Genomic DNA, 18,664 nt, shown 5'->3' on the forward strand with positions numbered 1-18,664 from the left:
GCCGGCGCACCGTTCGCGGTTCGCCAAGAACGACGCCGGGTCCCACTTTCAGGGGCCCGGCGTCGCTTGCCCGGTCCTACTTCTCCAGTCCCAGAATCTCCTTGGCAGCCCGCTCGGCTTCAAGTTCGGCGACGGACACAGTGGTTCCGCGCAGGAACCCGGCAGCAGCCAGGACCCGCCTCAGCTCCCCTTCGGTTCTGGGAGTGCTTACTCCGTGGTGTGCCATCGCGTGGCAATTGGCGCACAGCGGGACAAGGTCCGTGATTGGATCAAGTTGGTATCCGTTGCCGAGTTCAGACACCGGCACCACATGGTGGACCTGGATGAAGTCCCGGCCAATCTCGCCGTAAGTAACTTCAAACGAGAACCCACAGGCCGCACAGTTGGTGCCGCGGTGGGCGATACAGGCCCGCCGGGCTTCCGGGTCGCGTTCGTACCGGTTGACCTGCTCCCAGCTGACCGCGCCTCCCGGATACGTGCCGGGCACCGGGTGCGTGGGGTCTGGCCCCGGCGCCGGCCCCAAGGCTCCCCAGAGAGCCCGGATGTTCGCTTCCTCAGAGGGGCGGACGGTGAGGCCTGAACGGTTGGCCCGGCTCCACGGAACGGTAGGCGTGGCCTGCATGAGAACGTCGAACGTGATGTGGTCACCCATCGGCAGGAGGGCGTCGAAGGCGACTTGCACCTGCATGGTGGGCGTCCCGGCCCCAGGCGCCGGGGCAACCGCGCCGTGACCAATGAGCCCAGGCCCGCGTTTTCCCTGCAAAACCAGCCAGATGTCTGTGCCGGCCGGGATGTTTCTCCGCCGTCCAGGGTTCCAGGAGTGGACATAAAGGCCCGCGGCGGCCACCTCTTCGAGGACTGCCGGGTAAGTCCAGTCGTTCCAGCGGTCCGGGTTCCAGCCCAGGATGATGGCGGTCATGGGCCCATTGTTGCACCGGTTCTTCCCCGGCCGGCGCTCGCGGTGATGACTCGCTGTACTCGCTGTAAACCCAGGGAGCGCGTGGCCCGGGCACAAAGAAAGCCGGTGCAGCTGCTCGCGGGACCGCGCCAACTGCACCAGCCAGTAGGACGAATATTCAGAACTTTATGGATCATTCTTCATTCGCGGCTCCTATTTCCCGGGTGTGTTGTCCGGGTTTATCTCCTCTCGCCGGCCATGTTCCGTGAAAACAGCCAGCCAGCAGCAATCATCAGTACACCCAGCACCAGATGGGTCCAGTTGTCCGTCATGTTCAGCGACAGGAAATTGGCCGCCGAATCAACACCGACACTGAGCCCGAAAATGGCGAGGACGATGTACAGCGCGCCGGCGCCATAGAGGAAGTTTCGTGCGCCATGTTCCGTGCGGGACATTGCCCAGCCGGTTGCACCGATGGCCAGCTGCACAATGTTGAGCAGCATGGACACCTGGAACAGGCCAAGGAGCATGGCGTGTGAATCAGGCCCAAGGAACATCAGTTCGCTGTACCGGGTGGTGACGCCGGGGATAAAGCCCAGGATACCCACCAACAACAAGAGAATACCTACACCCATGCCGGCGTTCTGGACGTCTGAACGTCCAAAATGGACACCATGTGCATGTGGGGATGCGGTAGTCATTTTTCTGCCTCCAACCACTGATTGCGGACATTCCAATTTTACGGCTGACCCGTGGAAAAAGCGCCGAAAACCGGGGCCATGGGGACTTCTGCTAAGGCCCGACGACGGCGCCGGAATGGGCGGCGGACGCCCCGCCGTCGTCGTCGACTGCTCAGCAGGGAACACCGCTGAACAGGGGGAGGAACTTCTGCCGAAAGTCAACGTGAAGCCCTGGCATAGCGCGTTGCGCAGCGGACTACCAGCTGTGGTGAGCCCCGTCTCCTGCATGGAATGAGCCTGTCGGAAACGGGGGAGCAGGCCCGGCCGTGACACCATGGAACACGATGAAACTGCGCGCTGATCAGACCGGAGACCGTGGCATTCCCATGCCTTTATGGCTGCAGGGGGCGCTGGAAACGGCGCAGGCCGCCATCATTTCCGCGCTGGTGGTTGTGGCTCCCGTCGTGGCGGTATGGGCCACGGCGGGGTTCCAGAACTCGGCGTTCGACGTCCTGGCCCGCCTCGCCGGGCAGGCCTGGCTGCTGATCCATGGAGTGCCCCTGGAACTGGTGGCGTTGAATTCAGGTACAGCTGCCGATGCCCGTTCAGGCACGCTGTCGCTGATTCCCCTCGGGCTTACCCTGATCCCGTTCCTGCTCGCGTGGCGTGCCGGACGCAGGTTGGCGAGGGCCTCCTACACGGACCAGCTGTGGCAGGCGCTCCTGGGATCGTGGGTAGTCTATGGGGCGTTTGGCGGCGCCACCGGCTTCGTGTGCCGCACCCCTGATGTTGTGATCAACCTCTGGTACGCCATGCTGATCCCGCTGATTCCTTTCGCCCTGGGCATGGTGATCGGGGCCAGGCGCGAAGCAGGCTCGTGGAGCCGGCTGATCGGCGTGGACGCCGTAGCCTGGATCTCGCGGACCAGCCAGCACTCGCGTTGGGCCGGGTCCTACTTTGCCTCGGCCGCCAAAGCCGGCTTTGTGGCGGTGATTGCTGCGCTGGCCTTGTCCTGCGTGCTTCTTGCAGCGGACCTTTTTATCCACTGGAACCTGGTCATTGCTGTGTACGAAGCGCTCGACGCCGGTGCCATCGGCGGCGCGGTGCTCACCATTGCACAGCTTGGCTTCCTCCCCAACCTTGCCGTCTTTGCGCTTGCCTGGGTCTCCGGATCCGGTTTCGCCATGGGCGTCGGATCACAGGTGGGACCCCTTGCCACCGCTACCGGGCCGCTGCCATCCATTCCGGTGTTCGCCGCCATCCCCTCAGGTGCGCTGGACTACGGTTTTGTGGCCTTGGTGGTCCCCGTGCTGGCCGGTGTGCTGGCGGGCTGGTGGTTCCTGCGGGAGGGTGAAAACCACTTCGACGAATGGCTCGCCATCAAGATCCACGCCCGCTGGTTCACGGCAATCGTGTCCACCCTGGTGCTCGGCGCACTCGTCGGTCTGGCATCCGGGCTGCTGGCTGCCGGGCTGGCGTGGCTGGCCCGCGGCTCTGGCGGAATTGGCCGCCTCACGGACATCGGACCCGACCCGTTCTGGATGGGAACCTGGCTGGCCGCCGAAGTGGGGATCGGCGTCGTGATTGGCTACGCAGCGGGGCCATGGCTGGAACGCCGGCAGGTGGAAGAGGAAGAAGAAGCCGAACTGGTGCGGTAGTTGGGCTGCGGTCGATACCTGCTGTTCACTACGTGCTCGGCCAGCTACATTCCGGGCAGCGAGTTCCGCAGCTGGACGACGCATCCGGACTGTGCCTGGTCCGTGAGGGCACGCCGGGCGCACTCCTGGTAATCCTGGAACTGGTCCGTGAACGCTCCGATGCCCAGGATCATGAGCACCATTACCAGCGACAACGCCAGACCCGAGATGGTGCCGAACAGCACCAGCTTGGATTCCTTGAGCTGCCCGGCGCGGATCAGCAGCACGATTCCCAGGACCAGGCTCGCCGCCGTCAGAATGCCCGCAAGCCAGTAGTAAGTCAGGTCGAGCTGGATCACCAGGAGTGATCCCAGCACGGTGAAGACGAAGGTCCGGAAAAGGGTGTGAGTCTTCGCCAGCGAGGTCTTGGCGGCTTCGCTGAGCGGAGCCGCTGCCCGCTGTTGCCCAGCCGGGTCCGGAGTGGTGTTCATGTTTTCCAGCCTACGCGAGCGTGCCCATAAGCTAGTGCCATGCGCATCGTAGTCCTCGTCTCAGGTACCGGCTCCAACCTCCAGGCCGTCATCGACGCCGTCAAGGCAGGGGACCTGGACGTGCAGATTGCCGCAGTGGGCGCGGACCGGGAGGGGACGTACGGCGTCGAGCGTTCCTCTGAAGCCGGGCTGGAGACGTTTGTGGTCAACTTCAACTCCTTCCCAACCCGCGCTGAATGGGATGCCGCACTGACCGCGAGGGTGGCTTCCTATGCCCCCGACGTGGTGGTGTCCTCCGGCTTTATGCGGATCGTCAGCCCGGAGTTCATCGACGCCTTCAACGGCAAATACCTGAACACCCACCCTGCCCTGCTGCCTGCATTCCCCGGCGCCCACGGGGTGCGCGACGCCATCGCCTACGGAGTGAAGGTGACGGGCTGCACCGTGCACTGGGCCGACGCCGGGGTGGACACCGGCCCCATCATCGCGCAGGAGGCCGTGGCCATCGAGGACTCCGACACGGAGGAGACCCTGCACGAACGCATCAAGGTGGTGGAGCGCCGGCTCCTGGTCTCGACGCTGGCCTCCCTCGCCGCCGCCCCTCCGGCCTAATAGTGTCCCCACCCAACTAGGTAGCGCTATCTGACGTTTTGACCCCTCAAAACGCCAGATAGCGCTACCTAGTTGTTGACCAACCTCGGCTGACAAGCGCAGAGCGGACCTTGGAGACCGCCGCCCGTGCTTCGTTCTCCATGTGACGCTTGGATATGCGGACCAGCGTCCAGCCCGCACGGGCGAAATCTTCTTCGCGCGCGATGTCCTTGACGATCTGGGCCGCTTCGGAATGCCCCGCTCCCTCGTACTCAACCGCCACCTTTTCTCCCGCATAAGCCAGGTCCGGTTGACGCACTACGCCGCCAGTCAGTTCGACGGGAACGTTCAGTTGCGGTTCGGGCAGGCCGGCGTTTTCAAGGACCAGCCGGAGCCTCGTTTCCGGGGCGGAGTCGGATCCTACCCGGGCCTGCTCCAGCGCAAGTCGGGCTTTGCGGATGCCGGGAGTTCCTTTGTGCCTGTCCAGCATGTCCGCGAGATCCTCCAAAGTTGCGTAGGGCTCGGATCGACCCTCAAAGTCGGCTCTGGGCAGCCTCAGCAAATGGTCGGCGACAACCGTCAGTTCGTCGATGGTCATCTTCCGCGCACAGTCCAGCCATGTACGCGTGCGGGACGTGATGAAGAGTCCATCCAGTTCGACAATTTCGTCGGCAAAGAACTGCCCTCGGTGCCCTCGAACCCCTGGGCGACGCATGATGGCTGCCGTATCCGGACGCGAAATGTGAATCAGCGGTTCATCGCTCCCCGGAAGGAACCCTGGAAAGCCCCACAACTGGAACGCCGTCGCGTGCGAAGCGGCCGCGAACTTCGTGATGAGCGTGTACGGCCGAATATTTGGTGCCGGTCCGGGGCCCGCCACGTCGCCCGCCTTTGGCACCCGCATGCCCCGGGTGGGCCGCTGCAGACCTTGGTGACGTAACTGCCGCTTGGTAATTCCGGCGTCGGCCGCTTCTCTTAAGGTGAACGGGATGGCAGCCAGGGGCTCCGGCAGTGATCTGGGGACTTTCATCTGCCCATGGTGACAGCTGGGCGAAGATGCCGCTGAAGTTATCCACAGGTCCGTATGGGTCGGTACAACTGGGTAGCGCTAAGTGTCGTTTTGGGAGCTCAAAACGACACTTAGCGCTACCTAGTTGGGGATGGACTACGGGGAGGGGAGGGGAGGGGAGGGGGCTACTCGAGCCGGCGCTGCTTGGTCTCTGGCGAGAAGAAGGCCATCCACAGCACTGCAACCAGGACCAGCCCGCCGGCCAGCGCGAAGGACGTGGCCAGCCCCAGTTCGGGCCAGAAATAGGTGGCAAAGACCAGCGGTCCGAAGCCTGCCCCGAGCCGGGAGAACGTAGACGCCCAGCCGAAGCCGGTGCCGCGAAGTTCCGTGGGATAGAGCTCGGACACATAGGCGTAGAGCACGGGAATGGCCACTTGCACCACAAAACCGAATACCAGCAGCCAGAACACCGCGGCCGTGGGGATGTCCACCACAAACGCCACGATCACCAGGGTCAGTGCGGACAGCGGACCGGTGATGGCCAAGATCCATTTACGGCCCACCCGTTCCACCAGGAGCGCCGCCACAATCACGCCCAAAAGCCCGACGGCGGCCATGGAGGCCGTGGTCACAAAGGCCTTGTACTCGGCGAACCCGGCCCCAATGAGGATCCGCGGCATCCACGTCAGCGACAGGTAGTAGACCAGCAGGATACTGAAAAACAGGGACCAGGCAGCCGCGGTGATTTTCCAGTTGAACTGCCACACAAGCCGCAGCTGCTGCCAGGCGCTGCCTGCCGACAGCCGCGGAACGGCCTGGGCATCGGGCAGGCTGTACGCGCGTGGCTCCACTCCAGTCGCCGCAACGAGCGCGTCGATAACTTTGGCTGCCTCTTCGCGGCGGCCCTTGCGGATGAGGAACAGCGGCGATTCGGGGACACTCCGACGGACCCAGAACACCAACAGGGCGGGGAGCACCATCACCAGCATGGTCAGGCGCCAGTCGGCGAACGCAGCCACCAGTGCCGCTGAGACAAACCCGCAGAGCGCTGCCCCCACCGGCCACCAGCCGTCCATGGCCGTGAGTACCTTGCCGCGCTGCTTCCGGGGCGTGAATTCCCCCACCAGGGCATAGTCCACCGGAATGCAGCCGCCCAGTCCGAAGCCGGCCATAAACCGGAAGGCGCAGAACCAGATGAAGTCGGGGGAGAAGGCGCCCAGGACGGTGAAGAGCGAGAAGATGAGCAGCGTTGCCGTAAACGCCTTCTTGCGCCCGATGGTGTCAGCGATGGTTCCCCATACAAACGCACCAAGGGCCATGCCAATCAGGTTGGCCGTGCCGATCCAGCCGGCCTCGCCCGGGGTCAGCGACCAGTGGCTGGAGAGCAGGGGGATCAGGATGCCGTTGAGGGTCACATCCCAGGCGTCGAACATAAAGCCGAGCCCGCCGATCAGAAAGATCCTGCCCTGGACTTTCCATCGCCACGGCAGTTCCTGGACCACCTGTTCGCCGCTGGGCACAGTGGTGTATGTATTCATCTCGGCCTCCTGGGAAAACTCTAGCGGGGCCGGGGAGCGCCCACGCCCGCGCCGTCACAGTGCGGCAGGCAAACGGCGCACCGCCACTTCACGATAAACTGGCCGTATCCCCACCAACCGCGGCGTTGTTCCGCGAGATAAGACGGAGACTTTTGTGAGCTTCACGCAGCTTGACCGTGTTCCCATCCGCCGGGCCCTGATCTCGGTTTACGACAAGACCGGTCTGGAGGAGCTCGCCAAGGGCCTGCATGCAGCGGGCGTGAAGATCGTATCCACCGGCTCCACGGCCAAGAAGATCGCCGAGGCCGGCATCCCGGTCCAGGAAGTCGAGGAAGTCACGGGCTCCCCGGAAATGCTAGACGGCCGCGTCAAGACGCTGCATCCGCGCGTGCACGGCGGTATCCTCGCCGACCGCCGCGTCCCGGCACACATGGAAACCCTCGCCGGCATGGAGATCGAAACCTTTGACCTGGTGGTGGTGAACCTCTACCCGTTCGTCGAGACCGTCAAGTCCGGCGCCGCCCCGGACGACGTCGTCGAGCAGATCGATATCGGCGGCCCCGCCATGGTCCGTTCGGCTGCAAAGAACCACGCCGCCGTCAGCATCGTTGTTGATCCGGGCTTCTACGGCGAGGTCGTCAACGCTGCCGCTGAAGGCGGCTTTGACCTGAAGACCCGACGCCGGCTGGCCGCCAAGGCGTTCGCCCACACCGCCACCTACGACAACGCCGTGGCCACCTGGACTGCCAGCCAGTTCCTGGATGAAGACGGCGACGGCGTCATCGACTGGCCGGCCTACGCCGGCCTGGCACTGGAACGCTCCGAGGTCCTCCGGTACGGCGAAAACCCGCACCAGCAGGCGGCCCTCTACGTGGACAAGGCCGCTCCTGCCGGCATCGCGCAGGCGGACCAGCTGCACGGCAAAGCCATGAGCTACAACAACTTTGTTGACGCAGACGCCGCCCTCCGTGCCGCCTACGACTTCGTCGAGCCGGCCGTCGCCGTGATCAAGCACGCCAACCCCTGCGGTGTGGCTGTCGGTGCTGCCGATGCTGAAGATCCGATCGCGGACGCGCACGCCAAGGCCCATGCCTGCGATCCCGTCTCGGCTTTCGGCGGCGTCATCGCCGCCAACCGCATGGTCACTGCCGGCATGGCACGCACCGTGGCCAACATTTTCACTGAGGTTGTCATCGCCCCCGGCTTCGAGCCGGAAGCCGTGGAGATCCTGTCCAAGAAGAAGAACATCCGCCTGCTTGCCCTGCCTGAGGGCTACGGCCGCTATCCGGCCGAAATCCGCCAGGTCTCCGGCGGCGTCCTGGTCCAGATGTCAGACAAGGTGGACGCCGACGGCGACAACCCGGCTAACTGGACGCTGGCCGCCGGTGCAGCTGCCGACGAGAGGACCCTCGCCGATCTGGCTTTCGCCTGGACCGCCTGCCGCGCCGCCAAGTCAAACGCGATCCTGCTGGCCTCCGAAGGCGCAGCCGTCGGCATCGGCATGGGCCAGGTTAACCGCCTGGATTCCTGCAGGCTGGCCGTGGAACGGGCGAACACTTTGGGCGTGAACGTAAGTTCGGATGTTGAGGGAGCAGGCGGAGCCTCCAACACCCAGTCGGACGGTGCAGCCGAGCGCGCCCGCGGCGCGGTTGCGGCCTCCGACGCCTTCTTCCCGTTCGCTGACGGACTCCAGATCCTGATCGACGCCGGCGTGCGCGCCGTGGTGCAGCCGGGCGGTTCGGTCCGGGACGAGGAAGTAATTGCGGCGGCGAATGCGGCAGGCGTCAGCATGTACTTCACCGGTGCCCGCCACTTCTTCCACTAGTCGCCACCGGCTCCCAAGCGCGCCGGGTTAAACGTCGACGGCGTCTGTCCCCCTGAGGGGAGAGACGCCGTCGGGCTTTAAGGGCTGCCTAGGAACCAGGTGTTTGAGCGTCCGCGCCCCGCTGCTTGAGGCGCGGACCCTTCTCCGGAAGCCGGAGCTCCCGGGGCCTGGCACTAGCCATCTTCTGCTGCGTCCAGTACTCGAGGATCTCCCCTTGCGTCCTGGCCGCTTGGCTGTGGCTGACTGATTCCCCGCCGGGTGAGGAATCCCTAGGCTGTTTCTGCACTTGCGTAGGTCTGCTGGATAACGGAGCCCCAGTAGGGGCCGTACATAACGGGGGAGCGGCTGTAGCCGTAGCTGTTGATCGAGTTCTGAAGGCCGGTGGCGTCTGAGCCGATGAACCAGGGGCCGCCGGAGGAGCCGCCGGTCATGTCGCAGGAAATGCCCTGCGTGTTGAACGGGTTGACGGTGTCGTCGAAGGCCGCGCCCGTGCAGCTCTTGAGGCTCTCGCCATTGAACGGCTTTGCGGCCGGGTAGCCGTAGGACTTATAGGTGAGGCCCCGTGCGGCGTTGAACTCGACTCCCGATTCCTGGACAACGTCTGCCAGGTACTGCCCGTTGAGCTGGTTCATCACTGCAAAACCGGTGTCGTACTGGATGTCGCCGTTCGAGCTCCACTGGGTTGGTGCGTAAACGTTACGCGCGGTCCATTTCCCGTAGGGCGCCACGCCGTTTTCGTATTTGGGTGCAAACATGAAATTGGTGGCGAAGGCGCCAGGGCCCTCGTTGAGGCAGTGTCCTGCGGTGGCTACGGTGCTCCTGTTCGTGGAAACGACTGCGTTGCCGGAGCAAACATAGTTGGCTCCGCCGAGGGTAAAGAACACCTTGCCGATGTGGTCCACCGGGGACTCGCTGACGGCAATGGTGGTTCTGCCTTTGGCCGCCCTCACCTGCGAATTAGTGCCTTTCTCCACGGACGCTGCGCTTGACGAATTGCCGCGTTCGAGTGCTTTCGCGGCCAGGACGTCACCGGGGATTGCGTTTTGCATGCGCTCGCTTGTCCAGTACTCGGCCACTCCCGTGCTGTCCACCGTTGCGCTTGTCACCGAAGGGGCCTGCTTGTCGTCCGAGGCAGCAGGCGCGGCCGTGGCTCCACCGGCGGCACCAAGTGCCAGCAGGGCGGCTGCAGAGAGGCTCAAAAGGCTGGTAGCCAGAGACCTGGTGCGTGTCATTTGTGTCCTGTCCAAACGGTGGGGGAGGGCTCCGGTGACGCCCGCCACGTGCACCATGAATTTATCCGGATATGACACTTTTGTAAATGAATTTTCCTCCTTTGTTGCACTCGTGGCGGGTCTCTGTTAAGTGATGTTTCCTGCCCTGGTTCGCTGAATCCGCTGGTCCGCTGACCGCAGCATCAGGAGACGCTTGCCGCGGCGGGGCGGTGTCCCTTCTTGGCAAGCTGGATCTGTTCGTAGACGTGATGGCGCAATTCTGTGAACCGTGGCAGTGCCCGGGTGTTGAGCTGGTCCCGCTCCTGAGGAAGGTTGATGACGATGTCCTCCTGGATCACGGTGGGAGAGCTGGAAAGGATAATGACGCGTTCGCCGAGATAGACGGATTCGTCGATATCGTGGGTGACGAACAGGATAGTGACGCCGAGTTTCTTCCAGACGCTGCGGATGAGGTCTTCGAGGTCAGCGCGGGTCTGGGCGTCCACCGCCGCGAACGGTTCGTCCATGAGGAGTACTTCGGGCTGGTAGGCGACGGCGCGGGCAATCGCCACACGCTGCTGCATGCCGCCGGAGAGTTGCCATGGATAGGACTGGGGGACGTGGGCCAGCCCCACTGCTTCCAGGGCCTCGTCAACAATGCGGTCGCGCTCGGCCTTGGGAACACGCTGGTTTTTTAGTGGCAACTCCACATTCTGCCGCACCCGCATCCACGGGAAGAGGGAGCGGCCGTATTCCTGGAAGACCACCGCCATCTTCTTCGGCGGGCCACTGACCCGCGTGCCGTTCAGGAGGACTTCACCCTCAGTGGGGGCCATCAGCCCTGAAATGCATTTGAGCAGGGTGGTCTTGCCGGAGCCTGAGGGGCCCACCAGGCAGGCCAGCTCGCCCGGACGCAGGTCGAAGGTGAGGTTCCGAACCGCCTCGACGTCGCCGCCGTCGGTCTTGTAGACCTTCTTCAGACCTCGGACCGACAGCATGGGCTGGTCCTCTTGGCCGGATTTGCCCGGTGTTTCGTTATCCAGCATTTTCTACCTCTTTCTGACCGTGGTACCAGCGCAATACGCGGCGCTCGCTCCACTGGAAGATGAATGACAGTGCCACGCCGATCAGGCCGAGGACGATGATGCCGGACCACATCTCGGGGATGGCGAAGGAGCGCTGGAACTGCACAATGGTGAAGCCCAGTCCGGAAGACGAGGCGAACATCTCCGAGATGACCATCAGGATCAGGCCAATAGACAGGCACTGACGGACCCCGGCCATGATCTGGGGGCTGGCCGAGGGGAGAACCAGGTACCGCACGCGGGCCCAGCCCGTAATGCCGTACGTGTGGCTGGAATCGGAAAGCACCGAATCAACGGCACGGACGCCTTCGATGGTGTTCAGCAGCACCGGCCAGATGCAGCCGGAGATGATGACCACCACTTTCATCGAATCCGTGATTCCCATCAGCAACATGAGTACGGGCACCAGCACGGGCGGCGGGATAGCGCGGAAGAATTCCAGTGTCGGCTCCAGTAAGGACCGGAGCCATCTGACGGATCCGATCACCAGCCCGGCGGCGACGCCGATCAGGATTGCCGCAGTTACCCCGGTGATCAACCTGCCGAGGCTGGGGAGGACATCAGAGAGGATCCGTTCGCCAAACCAGACCTCCACAAACGTATCAGCCAGGATCCCGGGCCTGGGAAAGAAAAAGTTGGGCCTCCCCAGTGTCAACGCCCACCAGAGGAAGATCAGCAGGAGCGGCAGCCCCACTATGTAGCCAAACGCCTTCAACCAGCTCATACGATCACCTCAGAACGGACTGACGAGTGCCAGGAAAGGGTCTTCTTTTCAATGAACCGCATCAGCAGGTTGATCAATACTCCGATCAGGCCCGTTGCCAATACCAACGCGTACATGCCGGAGATGGCGCCGCCCGATTGAGCCAAGGCGATTTCACGGCCAAGTCCAGGGGAGCCGATGATCAGTTCCGCCGTGATCGCCAAAATAAGCGCGACGGCGGCGGCCAGCCTGACCCCTGTCATCAGGTACGGCAAAGCCGTGGGGAACACCACGTACCGGATCCGCGCCCAGCGTCCCAGCCCGTAAGATTTGGCAGTGTTGTTGGCAACCATGTCGATGTCTGCCACCCCGTAAAGGACCTGGATAAAGACCTGCCAGAAGGCCGCATAAACGATCAGCATCAATGAAGATTCGATTTTTACGCCAAACATCAGTACTGCCAGCGGGATCAGCGCCACCGATGGGATGGGCCGCAGGAACTCCACCGTGGAGTTCGTGGCTTTCCTCAGGAAGGCGGATGAGCCGATGAGAAAGCCAAGTACGACGGCGGCAATCACTGCAATCAGCAGGCCGAGGAACCAGGCAAGCATGGTTTCACCCACGCTCACCCAGAAGGCCGTCAGCCCGAGGGCCCGCAAGAGTGCTGCAATAACCTCGCTTGCGGGCGGGAGGAAGCGCGGTTCAACGATCCCCAACCGCGGTATCAGCTCCCAGGTCAGCAGAAATCCGATGATTCCCGCCAGACCCAGGAATTGCTGGACTGGCCACTTGGGCCGGGAGAACAGCGATCCCCGGCCCGCAGCGGCCACGCCGCTCTTGCCGTTCATTTTGCCTGATTTCGCTTACTTGGCGATCATGGCGTCGACGTCGGGCTCTTTAGTCACGTAGTTGTACTTCACCATGAGGGATCCAAGCTTGGAGAGTACCTCGGTGGGAACTTCGCCGTCGTACGATTCCATCTTCAGATTCTTGGCGACGGCTGCGTCCATGTTCATGAACTTCGGCAGGAGGGCACGGACATTGTCCGGATTCTGCTCTGCCTTCTCCAGCGTCTCCTTCATGGCATCTTTGAAGGCCTTTACCGTGTCCGGGTTCTGCTGGGCGAAGTTTCCGCTGGTGAAGCTCACCATGGTGGGCAGCCCCGGAATTGCTTCCTGGTTCGGGCTTCCAACCAGCACATTCTTGCTGTCCGCGAGTGCCCTGGTCAGGAACGGCTCCGGCAGCCAGATGGCGTCCACTGACCCTCGGTCAAGCTGGGCCTGCATGTCCGGGAACGGCATCTCAACAAACTTGATTTTGGCCGGATCCGCACCTGCTTTTGCAGCGCTCTCCATGATGGTCAGGTCACCCTGGGTTTTCAGCGTGTTCACGGCAACGGTCTTATCCTGCAGATCGCCGAAAGAACTGATTCCGGACGCCTTAGCGGCAACGACCCCATTGATGTCCTCACCCTCCGCCTTGGAGTTGCTGAAGCCGGTGACGATCTTCATGTCCAGCCCCTTGTCGACGGCGAGCATCACGGAGAGTGGATTGCCCACAGAAAAGTTCATCGTTCCGGTGGATACCGCTGGAAGCATGGCCGCTCCACCTTGCCCGGTCTGGAGCTCAATTTTCAGGCCGTGGTCTTCGAAGATCCCTTCATCGATGCCGTACTGCACAGCAACGGATGGTGCGATCGAGAGCACGCCGACAGTGATGTTTTTGACGTCGCCACCTGTCGTTGCTCCCGGGGACGTGCCGTCCTGGCCTGTGACCGAACCGGAACCACAGCCAGTGAGGGCAATGGCGGTGAGGGTGCTGGCTGCGAGGATCTTAGCGAGGTGCCTTTTCATCTTGTTCAACTCTTCCTTGAGTTCCATCACTGGCGCGGCGGCGCTCTTGCGCCTGACGCGGGGCGTGTGACTCAGCACACACCCGGATGTATCTATGTCAACTCTTATAATTGAAAATGTCAATAGTTTTTTTTCTTCTTTATGTGCGGCATGATTGAGGGACGTCAACTCTAGGATTGATAAATGACCCAGCCTCGAATCATGGATCTTCTGCCGGCCGAAGGCGTGGAACGGCTGTTGAATAGCCCGCTCGTCAGCGAGATTGAGTTCCTGACTGCGCGGGCACGTGCGCGTGGAAGCGCGAAAGCGAATGCCCTCCTCGCGCCGCTGGAGCTGAAGATCCGCTCATACGCCGTGTTGTCGCTGGCGTGCAGTGGAGCAGCACCGTCACAGCGGGAACTCGCCGAATTCCTGCTGCTGGATCCAAGCCAGATCGTGGCGCTGGTGGACGGACTGGAACAGCGGGGGCTGGTCAAGCGCGAGACGGATCCCCGGGACCGGCGCTCGAAAGTCATCAAGGGCACGGCCAAGGGGCGGCGTGTCCTGGACCAGGCGGCCGCGGCCACCCAGCAGGCAGAAGACCAGGCCATGGGGGACCTGAGCTCCGCTGAACGCGACCAGCTGCGGGACCTGTTGCGCCGCATCGCCTTTTAGCTCATAAATGGCACCGCCGGGCCCCACCGGCCAGGTATCGCACGGTAATGCAAGTGCTTTTGGCCACAGTGGTGGGCGCCACCCGCGCGTCCTCGGGTAAGTTTGGACGTGGTGAAATAAGACCGGATTCCTATCTAAGCCGACCTCCAGGGAGACGCCCGCGCATGTCCAAGATTATCTATACCCACACCGACGAAGCGCCGATGCTGGCTACCTATTCGTTCCTGCCCATCATCGAGGCGTTTGCTTCGACAGCAGGTGTGGAGGTGGAGACCCGCGACATCTCGCTCGCCGGACGCATCATCGCCGTGTTCGGAGACTACCTCACCCCGGAGCAGCAGATCAGCGACGCCCTTGCTGAACTGGGCGAGCTGGCAAAGACGCCTGAAGCCAACATCATCAAGCTGCCCAACATCAGTGCTTCCATTCCCCAGCTGAAGGCCGCCATTGCAGAGCTGCAGGGCCAGGGCTACGCGCTGCCGGATTACCCGGACAACCCCTCCTCGGACGAGGAAACCGCCGTCCGCTCCCGCTACGACAAGATCAAGGGTTCCGCTGTGAATCCGGTCCTGCGTGAAGGAAACTCTGACCGCCGCGCCCCCCTGTCCGTCAAGAACTATGCCCGCCAGAACCCGCACTCCATGGGCGCCTGGTCCCCGGATTCCAAGACCAACGTGGCCACCATGGGCAAAGACGACTTCCGCTCCAACGAGAAGTCCGTGGTCATCGGGTCCGAAGACACCATCGCCATCCAGCTGGTCCGCGAAGACGGCTCTGTCAAGGTCCTGAAGAAGGCCTTCCCCGTGCTGGCCGGCGAGGTCATCGACGGCACCGTTATGCGCGCCGCCGCCCTGGACGAGTTCCTGGCCGCCCAGGTTGCCCGGGCCAAGGAGGAAGGCGTGCTGTTCTCGGCGCACCTGAAGGCGACCATGATGAAGGTTTCGGACCCCATCATCTTCGGCCACGTGGTGAAGGCCTACTTCTCCGAGCTGTTCGACACCTACGGCAAGCAGCTCGCTGCCGCAGGCGTCAGCCCGAACAACGGACTCGCAGCCATTCTCAGCGGCCTTGAAGACCTGCCCGAAGATGTCCGGGAAGGCGTTCAGGCCCTGATCAAGAAGGGCCTCGAAGATGGCCCGGCGCTGGCCATGGTGGATTCGGACAAGGGAATCACCAGCCTTAATGTCCCCAGCGACATCATTGTGGATGCCTCCATGCCCGCCATGATCCGCAGCTCCGGACACATGTGGGGACCTGACGGCAAGGAAGCCGACACCCTGGCAGTACTGCCGGACAGCTCTTACGCCGGCATCTACCAGGTGGTCCTCGACGACTGCCGCGCCAACGGTGCTTACGATCCCACCACCATGGGCACCGTGCCGAACGTCGGCCTCATGGCACAGGCAGCAGAAGAATATGGCAGCCATGACAAGACCTTCGAGATCCAGGAAGCAGGGACCGTTCAGATCGTTGACGGCTCCGGTACCGTCCTGATCGAACACGAAGTTGCCCCCGGCGACATCTGGCGCGCCTGCCAGACCAAGGACCTGCCCATCCGTGACTGGGTCAAGCTGGCCGTCACCCGGGCCCGTGCCTCCCAGACGCCTGCCGTGTTCTGGCTGGACGAGGAACGCGCACACGACGCCAACCTCATTGCCAAGGTCAAGGAATACCTCAAGGATCACGACACCGAGGGCCTGCAGCTGGAGATCATGTCTCCGGAGAAGGCAATTGCCTTCACCCTGGAGCGGCTCCGCAAGGGCGAGGACACCATCTCCGTCTCCGGCAACGTCCTGCGCGACTACCTCACAGACCTGTTCCCCATCCTGGAGCTGGGCACCAGCGCCAAGATGCTCTCGGTGGTTCCGCTGATGAACGGTGGCGGCCTCTTCGAGACCGGTGCCGGCGGATCGGCGCCGAAGCACGTCCAGCAGCTGCTTAAGGAAAACCACCTGCGCTGGGACAGCCTGGGCGAATTCCTCGCCCTCGCGGTGAGCTTCGAGCACCTGGCCACCACCACCGGCAACGCCCGGGCCCAGGTCCTGGCCGACACGCTGGACCGGGCCACCGGCACGTTCCTGCTGGAAAACAAGTCCCCGAGCCGCCGCGCCGGTGAGCTCGACAACCGGGGAAGCCATTACTACCTGGCCCGCTACTGGGCCGAGGAACTGGCCAAGCAGACGGAGGACGCCGAACTGGCAGCGTCGTTCTCCGCCGTCGCAGAGGCGCTGACGTCAAACGAGGAAACCATCGTCGGCGAGCTTGCGGCTGTCCAGGGTTCCCCGGTGGACATCGGAGGCTATTACCACCCGGACGAAGCCAAGGCTTTGTCTGTCATGCGCCCCTCCGCCACGCTGAACAAGGTTATTGAAACCCTGAGCTAAGCATCCCCGGCCAGCCAAACAGCTGAGCCGGCAGCGTTTGGCGGCGTCCCGTTCTGTGAACGGGGCGCCGCCTTTTGCATGCTGGGGGAAGACTGCGCGGTGACGAGGTCGAGGCTCGAGGCACGGCTGAGTTAAATCAGCAGCGCCCGTAAGGCTCAATAGCGTGCGCTGGCGGAAGCGCCGCCGTCGTGGGCCACAGCAGCTCCCACCTTCGTGTCAGTCGTCTTTGCCCTTGCCTTTTTCTTCGCCTTTGTCCTCGTTGCCTTTGGCGTTGTCTGCCGGGGCGGGCGGCGGGGATGCGGCTTCCTGGGCAGCTTTCGCAGCGGCGTCCGCTTCAGCCTTAGCCCGTTCTGCGGCTGCCGCCTCCTCAGCCGCTTTGGCTGCGGCCGCCTGGGCGGCGGCTTCAGCCTCAGCTGCCGCCGAGGCCAGATCGGCACGGACAGCGCTAAGGGCAGTCATGATGGTCCGCCTGCGTTCTTCTGAGACCTGCCCGCCTGTCACCGCAGCCGCCAGATCAGACTCCAACGTATCCAGCGTCTTCAGGGCAGCGGCATGGTCACTGGCCGCGGCAGCCTGGGTCACACCCAGCACTTTCTCCTGGAGAGTCCGGGCAGCCTCGAGCTCGATACCCGGATCTGCGGGACCACATCCGGCCAGGGCTGCGGTGAGCAGGAGGGCAGCAGCAACGGGAGCCGCGAGCCGGTGTCCCCGACGCCAGTGGCCGTTTTCAGAAAAGATCACGGTTCCACACTCTTCTGCAGTTCCTTCAGATGGTCTCCCAAGGTGCCGCTGACTGTTGGGTAGGGGACGACGTCGGGCGTGGACTGTGAGGGCAGCAGGCTGGCCGTGACCGCGGCCACCGCTGCCACGGCAGCCAGCACCAGCAGGACGGCCGCAACCCACAGGCGTTTACCGCTGAGCCGCAGCCCGGACCACAGCGGCTCCTTGCCTGCTGACCGGCGGCCCGAGGCTTGCCCGGCCGGTGCTGCTGGCCCGGTCTGGCCGGCTGCTTCCGGCTCGGCGAAAGATTCACCCGTGGACTCCGCGGAGACGGTGGGGTAACTATGAGTTGGCGTGATGGACGGCGGCCTGAACGGCATGGCCGGCAGGACCAGGGTGGCTTCCGGCTCCAGTTCGCCGGGTGTGGAGGCCGGCGACACCAGCGCCTGCCTCAGAACCCTCTCAATGTCGGCGGCCCCGGGCCGTTCCATCGGCTCGATGGCTGTCATGGACCGGAGGAGGTCAGCCCATTCGCGCGGGAGGTCCTCGGGGATTTCCGGTGCGCGGTGGAGCCTGGCCACTGCCGATTCCACTGCATTTCCGGGATACTCCACAACGCCTTTGATGCATTCCAGGAGTACCAGGCCGAAGGAATAGATGTCGCTGGCAGGCGAGAGCGGGGCGCCCATGGCCTGCTCCGGGCTGAGGTAGGCCGCCGTTCCCACCATGGTGCCGGTTGCAGTGAGGCGGGTCCCGTCCTCTATCCTGGCGATCCCGAAATCCGTCAGTTTCGGACGCAAGGGTTCCCCTGGCCTGATCTGCACCAGCAGGATGTTGGCGGGTTTGATGTCGCGGTGGATGATGCCAAGGCCGTGAACATACGCCAGGGCGTCAGCTATCCCGGCGCCGATGACTGCCAGTTCGTCCAAAGGCACGGTGCTGTGCCTGATTCGGCTCCTGAGGTCCTGGCCCTCAACCAGCTCCATGGTGAGGAAGGGGCGGGGCTCATCGGGGATACGGCTGTCAATACCGGCGTCGAAAAGTGTCACGAGGCTGGGATGATTGAGCGTTGCCAGCAGCTGGATTTCCGCTTCCTGGCGCTTGAGCTCTTCCGTGTCCGGAGCCTGGGGTGCGAAGAGCTTCAGGGCCACATCACGGCCGAGGTTCTCATCCCGAGCACAGTACACGGACGACATGCCGCCGCGGCCGATCACTTCGCCCAGCCGATAACGCCCACCGACCACTTCATTCCTGATGGAGCTAGGCGAATCCGCCACCATGATCCGTCCCCCTCCTGGGTGCGCTGCGGCACTATCTTGCACTAAATTATACGGTCCGGCAGGCGCACTTGAGCCGGCGCTCCGAGGGTGTGAAACGCCGTGCTG

At 63.4% G+C, this 18,664-nt stretch carries 17 protein-coding genes; 5 read left to right on the forward strand and 12 right to left on the reverse strand.

What is annotated here, in order from left to right; translation table 11 throughout:
* Window positions 1–76: 76 nt before the first annotated feature.
* Both F8G81_RS06370 and F8G81_RS06375 read right to left on the reverse strand, forming a co-directional pair.
* Window positions 77–919, reverse strand: a complete 843-nt coding sequence (locus F8G81_RS06370) for an HNH endonuclease (protein ID WP_267278168.1) — start codon at window positions 917–919, stop codon at window positions 77–79.
* Between the two features lie 218 nt (window positions 920–1,137).
* Window positions 1,138–1,599 (reverse strand): DUF4383 domain-containing protein, encoded by a 462-nt coding sequence (locus F8G81_RS06375; RefSeq protein ID WP_267278169.1) that lies wholly within the window; start codon window positions 1,597–1,599, stop codon window positions 1,138–1,140.
* Between the two features lie 323 nt (window positions 1,600–1,922).
* Here F8G81_RS06375 and F8G81_RS06380 point away from each other — a divergent pair, with 323 nt between their 5' ends.
* Window positions 1,923–3,236, forward strand: a complete 1,314-nt coding sequence (locus F8G81_RS06380) for a DUF6350 family protein (RefSeq protein WP_267278170.1) — start codon at window positions 1,923–1,925, stop codon at window positions 3,234–3,236.
* 44 nt (window positions 3,237–3,280) lie between these two features.
* Here F8G81_RS06380 and F8G81_RS06385 read toward each other — a convergent pair whose 3' ends face one another.
* A complete protein-coding gene (locus F8G81_RS06385; RefSeq protein WP_267278171.1) occupies window positions 3,281–3,706 on the reverse strand; it encodes a hypothetical protein in 426 nt (141 codons plus the stop codon).
* A 39-nt stretch (window positions 3,707–3,745) separates the two neighbouring features.
* On the opposite strand from F8G81_RS06385, the gene purN reads away from it, so the two are divergent.
* Window positions 3,746–4,318, forward strand: coding sequence for a phosphoribosylglycinamide formyltransferase (purN, locus tag F8G81_RS06390; protein WP_267278172.1), 573 nt, complete (start codon window positions 3,746–3,748; stop codon window positions 4,316–4,318).
* 64 nt (window positions 4,319–4,382) lie between these two features.
* Here purN and F8G81_RS06395 read toward each other — a convergent pair whose 3' ends face one another.
* Both F8G81_RS06395 and F8G81_RS06400 read right to left on the reverse strand, forming a co-directional pair.
* Complete coding sequence (locus tag F8G81_RS06395; protein ID WP_267278173.1) at window positions 4,383–5,327, reverse strand: hypothetical protein; 945 nt, start codon at window positions 5,325–5,327, stop codon at window positions 4,383–4,385.
* A 164-nt stretch (window positions 5,328–5,491) separates the two neighbouring features.
* Complete coding sequence (locus F8G81_RS06400) at window positions 5,492–6,844, reverse strand: MFS transporter (protein WP_267278174.1); 1,353 nt, start codon at window positions 6,842–6,844, stop codon at window positions 5,492–5,494.
* A 154-nt stretch (window positions 6,845–6,998) separates the two neighbouring features.
* Between F8G81_RS06400 and purH the strand changes: the two genes are divergently transcribed.
* Window positions 6,999–8,669: a bifunctional phosphoribosylaminoimidazolecarboxamide formyltransferase/IMP cyclohydrolase gene (purH, locus tag F8G81_RS06405; RefSeq protein WP_267278175.1), complete on the forward strand. Its 1,671-nt coding sequence runs from the start codon at window positions 6,999–7,001 to the stop codon at window positions 8,667–8,669.
* 269 nt (window positions 8,670–8,938) lie between these two features.
* On the opposite strand, the gene F8G81_RS06410 is transcribed toward purH, so the two are convergent.
* The 5 genes from F8G81_RS06410 to F8G81_RS06430 form a co-directional block, all read right to left on the reverse strand.
* Window positions 8,939–9,901: a trypsin-like serine peptidase gene (locus F8G81_RS06410; protein ID WP_267278176.1), complete on the reverse strand. Its 963-nt coding sequence runs from the start codon at window positions 9,899–9,901 to the stop codon at window positions 8,939–8,941.
* A 182-nt stretch (window positions 9,902–10,083) separates the two neighbouring features.
* Window positions 10,084–10,926: an ABC transporter ATP-binding protein gene (locus F8G81_RS06415; RefSeq protein WP_267278177.1), complete on the reverse strand. Its 843-nt coding sequence runs from the start codon at window positions 10,924–10,926 to the stop codon at window positions 10,084–10,086.
* Window positions 10,916–11,689 carry an ABC transporter permease gene (locus tag F8G81_RS06420; protein WP_267278178.1) on the reverse strand — a complete coding sequence of 258 codons (774 nt, stop codon included), beginning with the start codon at window positions 11,687–11,689 and terminating at the stop codon, window positions 10,916–10,918. The genes F8G81_RS06415 and F8G81_RS06420 overlap by 11 nt, the downstream gene beginning before the upstream one ends.
* Window positions 11,686–12,516, reverse strand: a complete 831-nt coding sequence (locus tag F8G81_RS06425) for an ABC transporter permease (RefSeq protein WP_267278179.1) — start codon at window positions 12,514–12,516, stop codon at window positions 11,686–11,688. The genes F8G81_RS06420 and F8G81_RS06425 overlap by 4 nt, the downstream gene beginning before the upstream one ends.
* Window positions 12,517–12,531: 15 nt before the next feature.
* Window positions 12,532–13,521, reverse strand: coding sequence for an ABC transporter substrate-binding protein (locus tag F8G81_RS06430; RefSeq protein WP_267278180.1), 990 nt, complete (start codon window positions 13,519–13,521; stop codon window positions 12,532–12,534).
* 183 nt (window positions 13,522–13,704) lie between these two features.
* On the opposite strand from F8G81_RS06430, the gene F8G81_RS06435 reads away from it, so the two are divergent.
* Together F8G81_RS06435 and F8G81_RS06440 are read left to right on the forward strand one after the other, a co-directional pair.
* The gene (locus F8G81_RS06435) at window positions 13,705–14,175 is read left to right on the forward strand and encodes a MarR family winged helix-turn-helix transcriptional regulator (protein ID WP_267278181.1); all 471 of its coding nucleotides are present in this window, start codon (window positions 13,705–13,707) and stop codon (window positions 14,173–14,175) included.
* Between the two features lie 164 nt (window positions 14,176–14,339).
* Window positions 14,340–16,559: an NADP-dependent isocitrate dehydrogenase gene (locus F8G81_RS06440; RefSeq protein WP_267278182.1), complete on the forward strand. Its 2,220-nt coding sequence runs from the start codon at window positions 14,340–14,342 to the stop codon at window positions 16,557–16,559.
* Between the two features lie 216 nt (window positions 16,560–16,775).
* Here F8G81_RS06440 and F8G81_RS06445 read toward each other — a convergent pair whose 3' ends face one another.
* Both F8G81_RS06445 and F8G81_RS06450 read right to left on the reverse strand, forming a co-directional pair.
* Window positions 16,776–17,300: a mucin-associated surface protein gene (locus tag F8G81_RS06445; protein WP_267278183.1), complete on the reverse strand. Its 525-nt coding sequence runs from the start codon at window positions 17,298–17,300 to the stop codon at window positions 16,776–16,778.
* Window positions 17,297–18,559, reverse strand: a complete 1,263-nt coding sequence (locus F8G81_RS06450; RefSeq protein WP_267278184.1) for a serine/threonine-protein kinase — start codon at window positions 18,557–18,559, stop codon at window positions 17,297–17,299. Before F8G81_RS06450 ends, F8G81_RS06445 begins: the two co-directional genes overlap by 4 nt.
* Window positions 18,560–18,664: the final 105 nt, after the last annotated feature.

Source organism: Arthrobacter sp. CDRTa11, from assembly GCF_026427775.1.
GTDB lineage: Bacteria > Actinomycetota > Actinomycetes > Actinomycetales > Micrococcaceae > Arthrobacter.